Consider the following 10,486-nt stretch of genomic DNA (forward strand, 5'->3'; position numbering starts at 1 on the left):
GGAGTGAACGTATGAATGTTACACTATCGCGAAGGCGAAAAGGTATTTGGATTGGACTCGTCTCTTTAATTATGCTATCAAACTATTTATTGTATGCTCTTCCAATTGTACCAGCTGCGCCGAAAGAAGTTGTGCTTGGGTCATTATTAGATTGCATGTTTGTCATTCCAATCATCACGTATTTCTTCATTATTCGAAAAAGATACTCGTTAACGTATATAGTTCCTGTTGTAATAGCTGGTTATATTTTTGCAAGATTTATTATTCCAAGTGACTATTTACAAGATTTTTCATACGTTTCTTATATTATAGTTGCAGGAGAAATTGCTTTTGTATGTTTAGAGTTATTCCTTCTATATAAAATTGTTAGAAAGCTTCCTACCATAATAAAAAAATATAAAGAATATAAAAGTGAGTACTCTTCATTTTCTTATGCAATTGATGCTGCGTTTGATGCTACTATGAAAAGAAATAAATTAATAGATATCATTGTAACGGAGTGTAAGTTAATCTATTATGCATTTTTATCGTGGCGTGAAAAAGTACCAGAAGGTGAATCCGTATACTCATATCACAAAAAGACTGGTGCAATAGGTGTATATATCATGATCATCCATGCGACCTTAATAGAAAGTATTGGTTTTCATTATTTGCTACACCAGTGGAATCCAGTAATAGCATGGATTTTACTTATTGTAAATGTATACGCGATGATTTATTTTATAGCTGAAATACAAGCGATGCGTAAAAATCCACTTATCGTAACAGAAGAACAAGTAATCATTCAAATTGGATTAGGAAAGAAAATTGTTATACCATTTACACAAATTGATAATATTGCGTTCTACAAGGGTGATGAATTGCTAACGGCAAAAGAAGGGAAACAGGTATTGGATGCAACTGTTATGGAGTTCATAAAAGAACCTGCTACTTTTGAAATAACATTAAAAGAGCCAGTGAAAGCACAGTTGTTATATGGATTTTCTAAAACAGTAAGTCGTGTGCACTTAAATGTTGATGAAGAACGAAAATTTTATGATGCGGTTAAGGAAAAGTTAACACATGAGTAATAGTGCTGTTAGTTACATAAAAACAAATGAGCTTCCGTTAAAAGTGAAAAAATATGAAACATGGATAGTGAAAAACTCTTTCTAAATAAGAAGGAGTTTTTCTTGTGTACTTGTATAAATCATTATATAAAAAACTATATACTTCTTTATCGTTAGATAAATGGATATAATTGAGGATAGAACTAGTACAAGGGGAAATAAAATAATGAATAAGTTACTTACATCGAAAAGTGAAATTATAGAAAGAAAAATCCGGTATAACTCAACAATAGTAGATCACAATTGTTTATTACTTGAAAAGCAATCACAAAGTATCGTTTTATTTCACGAGGTGCAGTATTCATTTACAATGACTGCAAATGATACTAAGTTAACAATCCCAAAAGGGAGTTATACAATCGCATATTATTGGAAAGATCGTCCGTACAATTTATACGTATGGAGAGATATAAAAGGGAAGTATTTAGGTTCCTATTTTAATATCGTAAAAAATACACAAATAAAAGGCGAAGTGGTTTCCTTCGAAGATTTAATCATCGATATTATGGTACTTCCAAATGGAGAATACTTCATATTAGATGAGGATGAATTACCAGAACCATTAGGAAATTTCGAAGGTGGTTATGTGAAGAAAGCCCTTTATGGACTGAAAGAAATCATTCAAAAAAAGCTTCCACAAATAGTTTTGGAGACAGCCAGGGTGCAGAAGAACTAAAATTTAATTACATAAATATTTTGAATGGAAATGAGTAGTCTCAAGTTATATGGTCTAACTTTTTTGATAAATCTAAGGTTAGTAGCATATTTCTTGAGATTACTTTTTTTTGGTAGAAATTTTGTTGCTTAGTTATTAAATGGATTTAAAATTTATGAAATAATATTGACTGAATTAAGTTCAGTCGTTTATGATTGAATCAGATTCAGTCGTGGTGAAAACATTGTAGGAGATGACGTATGAAAAGAATATCAAAAGAACCAGATGTAAGACGCCAAGAGTTAATGGATATTGGTTTTGAACTATATATGAAAAATGGCATGAAAGGATTTGGCATAAAAGATGTTGTGAATCATGCAGGTGTAGCAACGGGCTTATTTTATTATTACTTCAAGTCTAAAGAGAATTTTGTTGATGAAGTTTTAAATGACTTTATTGTGAAAAATATGGAGTTAATTGAAGAAATACTTGTTTCAAATGAACGGTCTGTCATGCAAAAGATGAAAGATTCACTAGATTTATTTTGGACATTTATTGAAAAGTTAGCACCCTATAAAAATGTAAGTTCGTTTCAGACGGAACAACATTTTCAACTGGAACAGAAATTATTCGCACGTATGCAACCGTTAATTAGACAAGTAATTGAAGAGGGAGTAAACATAGGGGTTTTTTATACCGATAACTCATTATTAGCTTCTGGGTTTATTCTATACGGTCTTAGCAGTATTGCTCATTCAGAAGTAAAGTTGAATCTAGATACAAAACATGAAATGATTAATTTAGTATTAACTACACTACGATACAATCAAAAGGAAGGAGAAAGTTTATGAAAATTATTATCGATGGAAATAATATCTCACAAGAACAACTTATAAAATGGAAAAGAGAACGGATAAAAAAAGTATTATATACATTAGGACATAAAGAGCTTGAAATAAATGATACAGACGTCATGATAAAACAGCTAACGGAAATAAAGTTGCGATATACATACAATGAAATGTACGAAAAGTTGAAATCAAAACTTAGATTAAGTGCAATAGGTATGCGTATCTGTACTCTTTTATCTGGTGATAGACGAAAATTTTCAAAAACTAGTATTTATTTAGACGGGATTACAGCAGAAGTAGCTATACATGGAATTGATAGTTTGATGCTTGAACAATCACGTGAAAATAACAAAGTGAATTTATCTGCGTGTCCTGATCACTATGTACTAAGACCCTTTGGGGAAAATGAATTAGAGGTTATCGAAACTACTGGTAATTCTCCGTTTCCAGTTCAATTTTTCATTGTTTTTGGGGACGAAACCGGATTGAAAACACCGAGAGATAAATCTTATCAATACCAATCAACAGGTGTTGCACGTATGAAAGATGGTACTACTATTGGTGGAGTTCGACATCAATTTAAAGATACTGATACAGGGATAGAAGTAAGTCTAGTTGTTGAGTTCCCAGCCCTTTGTCCGAATAGCCTAATTAAATCCCATCAAATGCATTTAGCATGTGAGTTTTCTTATTGGTTACAGTGGATTAAAGATCAGAAAAAAATAGTAAGTAAATGATATCGTTCAAATAAACAACAGTAGAAATGTTCAAACGAATCATATGTATGTTTTGATAAAACCTAGTTGACTTATCGGAAATATTTGTATAATATGTACTTAATTCCATAACGTATTGCTGATTGGAGAAACCAAAGGCATTTTATCTGTTGATAAAATGCCTTTGGTTTTTTTATTGCACAAATACTGAATCTGTTCATTTATATGAATCATTTTAAGGAGGGGAAGAAATGACTGTTTCAATTGATGGGGTATCAAAATATTTTTTGAAACAAACTGGTACTGTTCAAGTATTAGAGAATATTAATTTTCAATTAGAGAAAGGGGATTTTGTTACAGTAATTGGTCCGAGTGGGTGTGGAAAAAGCACATTACTAAAAATTGTTGCAGGTCTAGATAATGATTTTGAAGGGGAAGTTGTTATTGACGGGGAGCCTATCTTAAAACCGAGTAAGAAACAAGGTTTTATTTTTCAAGAACATAGGCTTTTCCCGTGGTTAACGGTTGAAGAAAATATAGCGGCAGATTTGTCGTTAAAAGATAAGTATGTGAAAGATAAGGTGAGAGAATGGGTTGAAATCGTTCGGTTAGATGGCTTTGAAAAATCGTATCCGAAAGAAATTTCAGGCGGGATGTCACAACGTGTTGCGATAGCGAGAGCGTTATTAAGAGATCCGAATGTATTATTACTTGATGAACCTTTTGGAGCGCTGGATGCTTTTACTCGAAGTCATTTGCAAGAAGTATTGCTAAATATTTGGGAGCAGAAAAAAATAACAATGATATTCGTTACACATGATATAGACGAAGCGATATATCTTTCAAACCGAATCATCATTATGAATGCAAAACCAGGGAAAATACATAAAGTGATTGAAAATAATTTGCCTTATCCGCGAAATAAAACTTCTCAATCGTTCCAACAACTTCGAACGAAAGTATTACAGCAGTTTGAATATGGAGGATTGATTCAAACAAGTATATAGGAAAAGGATGATTTTATATGTATAAAAAATTTAAAGTTCTTTCTTTTGCTTTAGCTATATCAATGTTTTTATTAGGATGCGAAAAAAGTACAGCAAGTAGTAAGAAAGAAGATGTAACAATACAAATTGGTATACAGCAAGGATTAAGCCCGCTATTACTAGCAAAGAAAAAGGGATGGTTTGAAGAGGAGTTTAAAAAAGAAGGAGTTAAAGTGAAATGGACAGAGTTCCAAAGTGGACCTCCTTATTTTGAAGCAATCGCATCAAACCGGTTAGACTTTGGTGAAGTAGGGAATTCTCCAGTCATTTCAGCGCAAGCAGCAGGTATTGGATTTACCGAAATCGCCAATACAAGTTATGCGAGAAAAGGAACTGGAATTCTCGTTCAAAAAGATAGCAAGATTGCGAGTGTAAAGGATTTAAAAGGTAAAAAAATTGCAGTAGCAAAAGGAAGTAGTGCCTTTAATTTATTATATCGAGCGCTTGATAAAGAAGGTATTGATGCAAAAGATGTAAATGTCATTCAATTACAACCAGATGAAGCGCAGCCTGCATTCGAATCAGGATCAGTAGATGCATGGGCGATTTGGGACCCTTTCATATCATTACATACGTTAAATAAAGGTGCGAAGGTGATTGCAGACGGTGAAACATTAAATGTCTCTTCACCAGAATTTTTAATTACGAGGACAAAATTTGCGAAAGAACATCCCGAATTAGTTGAGAAATTCCTCAAAGTTTATGAGAAAGCACGTGTATGGCAAGAGGCTAACTTAGATGAAGCAATAAAAGTGTACACTTCTGTAAAAAAGATAGATGCAGAGATTGTAAAAGAAGTGTTTAATCACGACAAACCAATTTTAGTTCCGGTAACGAAGGAAATAATAGCAGAACAACAAAAGACAGCGGATTTTCAATATAAGCTCGGTTCTATAAAGAAAGAAATTAAGACGGAAAAAGTTGTAGATAATTCTTTCGTAGAAAAAGCATTGAAAGCGAAGTGAAAAGAGGTTTTGTAAAGTGGAAAATATGAAAGCTGTTATGAAACCAGCGAGTATAACGATTAAGAAAAATGGCATAAAGAAGGTACGAAAGTTAAATGTAAAAGTTTTAGTAAGGGCGATTACTATACCGGTTATTATATTAATAATTTGGCAGTTGGCTGGCGTATTCGGTCTTGTTTCTAAAACAGTTTTACCAACACCATTAGATATTTTTCTAGCTTTCCAAGAGCTTATTAAAACAGGAGAGTTATTCGGCCATTTAAGTATTAGTGTATTCAGGGCTGCGGCTGGTTTCTTTATTGGTGGGGGCTTAGGAATCATTTTAGGAACAATTGTTGGATTTTCAACGAGAAGTGAGCAATATTTAGACCCATCTGTGCAAATGTTAAGAACTGTACCTCATTTAGCTGTTGCGCCGCTTTTCGTATTATGGTTCGGTTTTGGTGAAACATCGAAAGTGTTATTAATTGCAGATGGTGCATTTTTTCCTTTATACGTAAACGCATTTTTAGGTATTAGAGGTGTGGATTCAAAGTTATTTGATGTTGCGAGAGTGTTAGAGTTTAGCAAAAGAAAACTAATTACGAAACTAATTTTACCATCTGCATTGCCTAACCTTTTACTAGGAGCAAGGTTATCGTTAGGTGTTGCATGGGTGAGTTTAGTAGTAGCAGAACTTATGGGATCTACAGAAGGTATTGGTTATATGATTATGGATGCAAGGCAATTTTCAAATACAGATATCGTATTTGTCGGCATAATTATCTTTGCATTTGTTGGGAAGTTTTCTGACTCTCTAGTACGTTTACTAGAAGTGAAGTTTTTAAGATGGCGAGATAATTTTAAAGGTGAGATAGGGAATTAACATATAAAGTGAAACTTTAATCAGTGGGGAGGGTCATCCCCCACTGATTATTAGCCCTCACCAATCGGACTTTTACGGGCGGTTGATACCTCAACTAACTTCTTTGCATTCGCTGAATTTTAAGGTGGGGATCTTACTGCCCGCAAATAGCGGGGTAAATTATTAGGGGTAATTTATATAGAATGTGTTAGTATACATTTCAAAATAAATAAGGGGTGTGTAAAGGTATGGAATTATTATGGTTTATTCCAGCTTATGGAGATGGTCGATATTTAGGAACGACAAAACGAGGAAGAGCAGCTGAATATGGTTATTATAAGCAAGTTGCTATGGCAGCTGATTATTTAGGATATACGGGTGTTTTACTTCCAACTGGTCAAGGATGTGAAGACCCTTGGGTGTTAGCTTCAGCTCTTGCTGCTGAAACAGAAAAACTAAAATTTTTAGTAGCAGTGAGACCAGGACTAATGTCACCTACAGTTGCAGCGAGGATGGCATCTACATTTGATAGAATTTCAGATGGGAGACTACTTATTAATGTAGTAGCTGGAGGAGATCCAGTTGAACTACAAGGAGATGGATTATATCTTGAGCATGATGAAAGATATGAAGCAGCGGATGAATTTTTAAAAGTTTGGAAATCGACATTGCAAGGTGAAACGATCTCTTTAGAAGGAAAACATATTAAAGTTACAGATAGTAAAGTTGTATTCCCACCTGTTCAAACGCCATATCCTCCTATATATTTCGGAGGATCATCAACTGCTGGAAAAGAAGTAGCAGCTGAGCATAGTGATGTATACTTAACGTGGGGAGAGCCGCCAGAGCAAGTGAAAGAGAAAATAGAAGAAGTAAGAAAACTTGCAGAAGAGAAGGGGCGTACAATACGATTTGGCATTAGATTACACGTAATTGTAAGAGAGACAGAAGAAGAAGCGTGGGAAGAGGCAGAACGTTTAATTCAATATGTGGATAATGAAACAATTGAGCTTGCTCAAAAGACATTTGCAAGATATGATTCGGTTGGTCAAAAGCGGATGACACATTTAAATAAAGGTACGAGAGAGTCGTTAGAGATAAGCCCTAATTTATGGGCTGGAATCGGACTTGTAAGAGGTGGGGCAGGTACTGCACTTGTAGGCAATCCACATACAGTAGCAGAAAGGATAAAAGAATATGAATCGTTAGGAATTGATACGTTTGTTTTATCAGGATATCCGCATTTAGAAGAAGCGTATGAGGTCGCAGAATTGTTATTCCCATTATTGAAAGACGAGAAGAAAGAAGAAAATAAAATTGTTGGTGAAATGATTGCTGATGCATATGCATTAAAAAAATAGTGAGAAATAAAGTTTCACCTATTTATTGCTTCATTTTGTTTACTGCCTGTTAATACGGGATAAAAAACCCGCAAGTTATTCGCTTGCGGGTTTTCATCGTAAATTATTAGAAAATATGGTAAAATTAAAGGGTAACTTAAGGTGCGGTTGGTTGTTCAATTATCACTTCTCCGAGTAGGAGGGGGGTGATAATACGTGAGTGAAATAGCGTTGCTACTGCAAGGTGGACTGTTTCTCGTTGCATTGTTAACGTTCGTCGTCGTTTTAATAGACAAGCTCAAAAAATAACAACCCACCTATGCTTATAGAATGTGGGTTGTTTTGTTTGTAAGAAACAAATAGGATAAATGAACAATCCAATCTGCTAAGTTACGTGGACTAGTGTGTAGCCGCACACTAGTCTTTTTTATTTATATACAATTTATAATTGGTTTATGTGATTGTATTGTTCTTTTCATACTCATTATAACACAGTGTCTTTTCATCAAGAAAGGAGACCGTATGTTCTGGTTTCTATTATATAGTAGGTGCTTTTTCTTTAAACAGCCCATCCATATACTGTTTTAAACTTTGGACATAAAATTTCTGCATACTCACATTATTTACACCGACAATTGGCGATGGAAGGTCAAATCTTTTTTCTGATAAATGAACGACAACATCAAAGATGTCAAACAAACGAATGAAGCAAAACAGGCCGTCTTTATCGCTAAGTAAAATAAAGTAATGATTTTCACTACTTGTATTTAGCGTATTCCATAAAGAACTTTTGCTTAAATCACGTACAATGCTTTTTTCTTTTAGTTCCACGAAATCTGCATTTGAGAGAATGGTAGAAATATCAATTGCATCTTGATCTTCAAAGTAGCCATCAACTGCTTGTACAGCGAATGTATAAGCCATTTTTAATACACTCATTTTATATTTACGGTTATCTAATAGTAATTCACGTTGAATAGAACTCGCTACTTTCGTTACACGTTCCTCTTTCCAAATTTCATTATGTAAGGAAATATCGTGTTTTTTACATAGTTTCATAATTAATGCATTAGAATAAAGAATCTCGTCGCTTACTTCGACAACATCAGTCTCAGCAGCCGCAAGTTCCTCACCGTGCTCATTCGTATAGAGTGGAGAATCAATTTGTCTTTTCATTTGTTCAATCTTAAATTGACTCAATTTATGCCTAATTAAAGGACGATCAATATTTGTTGTCATTTGTTCATGACAAGTATCACAAATTGAGTTTGTGAAATAATATCCACATAATATTTCTGGAATGACATATTGTTCACTAAGTTCTTTCGTATCTTTTCTGCAAATGATGCATTGTGTCATTTTTATCACCTTTACCTGCAAATTTGTATGTAATCTCATTGTAGTGTATTTATCGGTATTTTGGAATATTGTAAAGGAAAATATTATGTGAAATTCATGCTTATTTTGGTACAATGAAGAGAAGTGCTAGTTTAAAGGAGGCCGTTTTTTTGAAATCAAAAGTGCACTTTTGGACATTAGAAGTGCTAATGGTTGTAGGAATCATATTTATTTGCACAAAAATATCATTTTTATTTCAACCGATTGGTATCTTCATATCAACATTGTTTTTCCCAATCTTAATCGCGCTTTTTTTATACTTCATATTTAATCCTGTATTAATCTTTTTGGAGAATAAAAAAGTACCTAGAAATTTAGCGATATTACTGTTATATCTTTTTATCATAACATTAACTGCGGTTGGCGTTGGAGTAGTTGTTCCTACGATTTCACAACAGCTAATGGACTTAGTAAAAAATATGCCAGGCTACATAAAAGAGGGAAAAGTATACATACAAGAATTATCACATCATAGGTTGTTTGAATGGTTATCTACACAAAACTACGTTTCCATTGAAACAATTGAAAAAAATGCGATTGAATACTTAAAAGATATACCAAATACAATTACGTCGAGTGCAACGGCTTTATTTGGTATTATCACGAACGTTGCATTAGTTGTATTTACTGTACCGTTCATTTTATTTTACATGTTTAAAGATGGACATGCCTTTCCAGGAAAAGCGGTAAGTTTATTACCCGAGTCTTACCGTGAAGAGGGGCTTCGTATCATTAAGGAAACGAACGAAACATTATCTGCATATATTCAAGGGCAAGCGCTCGTTTGTATATTTGTAGGTGCGTTTACTTTTATCGGTTATTTAATTATCGATTTACCGTACGCTTTCGTTTTAGGAATTATTGCAGCATTTACAAACATCATTCCTAACTTAGGGCCATTTATTGGGGCAGCACCAGCTGTTATTGTAGGACTGTTCGTATCTCCGATGCAAGCATTATACGTAATTATTATCGTAACAATTGTACAACAGTTTGAAAGTAATATTATTTCACCACGTATTATGAGCTCGAAATTAAATATTCACCCATTAACAATTATTATTCTAATTTTAGGGGTAGGTAACTTTGCTGGAATCATCGGAATGATTTTAGCAGTACCAGTTTATGCAGTAACAAAAACTGTTGTTTCGAACTTAGTGAGATTGTTTAAGACAAAGAGAAGTAATCGGAAATAGTGAAACCTGAGAAAGATACACCGCTTTTTAAGTGGTGTATCTTTTGTTTATAAATAAATAATTAAAAGCGGGTTGATTTGATTTTATTATATATTTTTTATACATCAAATTCAGTGATAAACTTGTGTGATATAAGCTCTATAAAACTATGTGGAATCCCTCTGAACTATCCAAATCATTTCCTTACAGCGTGCTATCAACATCATAATCGACTCCTTTCAATTCTATATAGTTAAACGATTAAAGGTGAGTGTAGTATTTGCTTCTACGATCTCGAATTTCATCAATAACTTGTTTATATTGTCTTTCTTGTTTTAATTCATTTTGAGATATTGTTTCTTTTTGAATCGTAATCGTTAAAAAGAA

At 33.5% G+C, this 10,486-nt stretch carries 12 protein-coding genes; 10 read left to right on the plus strand and 2 right to left on the minus strand.

From position 1 onward, the window contains the following. Positions 1–11 precede the first annotated feature (11 nt). The 9 genes from MR170_RS20440 (at position 12) to MR170_RS20480 (ending at position 7,835) form a co-directional block, all read left to right on the plus strand. Positions 12–1,070: a hypothetical protein gene (locus MR170_RS20440; RefSeq protein ID WP_242309050.1), complete on the plus strand. Its 1,059-nt coding sequence runs from the start codon at positions 12–14 to the stop codon at positions 1,068–1,070. 205 nt (positions 1,071–1,275) lie between these two features. Then, positions 1,276–1,785, plus strand: a complete 510-nt coding sequence (locus MR170_RS20445; RefSeq protein ID WP_242309051.1) for a ribonuclease FAU-1 family protein — start codon at positions 1,276–1,278, stop codon at positions 1,783–1,785. A gap of 239 nt (positions 1,786–2,024) precedes the next feature. Continuing rightward, positions 2,025–2,615, plus strand: a complete 591-nt coding sequence (locus MR170_RS20450) for a TetR/AcrR family transcriptional regulator (protein ID WP_242309052.1) — start codon at positions 2,025–2,027, stop codon at positions 2,613–2,615. Beyond that, positions 2,612–3,352, plus strand: coding sequence for a hypothetical protein (locus tag MR170_RS20455; RefSeq protein ID WP_242309053.1), 741 nt, complete (start codon positions 2,612–2,614; stop codon positions 3,350–3,352). The genes MR170_RS20450 and MR170_RS20455 overlap by 4 nt, the downstream gene beginning before the upstream one ends. Before the next feature lie 230 nt (positions 3,353–3,582). Continuing rightward, a complete protein-coding gene (locus tag MR170_RS20460) occupies positions 3,583–4,338 on the plus strand; it encodes an ABC transporter ATP-binding protein (RefSeq protein ID WP_242309054.1) in 756 nt (251 codons plus the stop codon). Positions 4,339–4,355: 17 nt separating this feature from the next. After that, entirely contained in the window at positions 4,356–5,342 is a 987-nt protein-coding gene (locus tag MR170_RS20465) for an aliphatic sulfonate ABC transporter substrate-binding protein (protein WP_242309055.1), read from the plus strand. A gap of 16 nt (positions 5,343–5,358) precedes the next feature. Then, a complete protein-coding gene (locus MR170_RS20470; protein ID WP_242309056.1) occupies positions 5,359–6,207 on the plus strand; it encodes an ABC transporter permease in 849 nt (282 codons plus the stop codon). Positions 6,208–6,434: 227 nt separating this feature from the next. After that, positions 6,435–7,547: an FMNH2-dependent alkanesulfonate monooxygenase gene (gene ssuD, locus MR170_RS20475; protein WP_029442605.1), complete on the plus strand. Its 1,113-nt coding sequence runs from the start codon at positions 6,435–6,437 to the stop codon at positions 7,545–7,547. Positions 7,548–7,742: 195 nt separating this feature from the next. Further along, a complete protein-coding gene (locus tag MR170_RS20480; RefSeq protein WP_001289320.1) occupies positions 7,743–7,835 on the plus strand; it encodes a putative holin-like toxin in 93 nt (30 codons plus the stop codon). Between the two features lie 228 nt (positions 7,836–8,063). Here MR170_RS20480 and MR170_RS20485 read toward each other — a convergent pair whose 3' ends face one another. After that, positions 8,064–8,885 (minus strand): HNH endonuclease, encoded by an 822-nt coding sequence (locus MR170_RS20485; RefSeq protein WP_016081205.1) that lies wholly within the window; start codon positions 8,883–8,885, stop codon positions 8,064–8,066. A 149-nt stretch (positions 8,886–9,034) separates the two neighbouring features. On the opposite strand from MR170_RS20485, the gene MR170_RS20490 reads away from it, so the two are divergent. Beyond that, positions 9,035–10,120 (plus strand): AI-2E family transporter, encoded by a 1,086-nt coding sequence (locus MR170_RS20490; RefSeq protein WP_000837892.1) that lies wholly within the window; start codon positions 9,035–9,037, stop codon positions 10,118–10,120. Between the two features lie 240 nt (positions 10,121–10,360). Here the strand turns inward: MR170_RS20490 and MR170_RS20495 are convergent. Further along, on the minus strand, positions 10,361–10,486 hold a 126-nt coding region (locus MR170_RS20495; RefSeq protein WP_242309057.1), incomplete at its 5' end, for a YrzI family small protein.

The sequence above is a fragment of the Bacillus cereus group sp. BfR-BA-01524 genome (genome assembly GCF_022662595.1).
Taxonomy (GTDB): Bacteria; Bacillota; Bacilli; order Bacillales; family Bacillaceae_G; genus Bacillus_A; species Bacillus_A thuringiensis_S.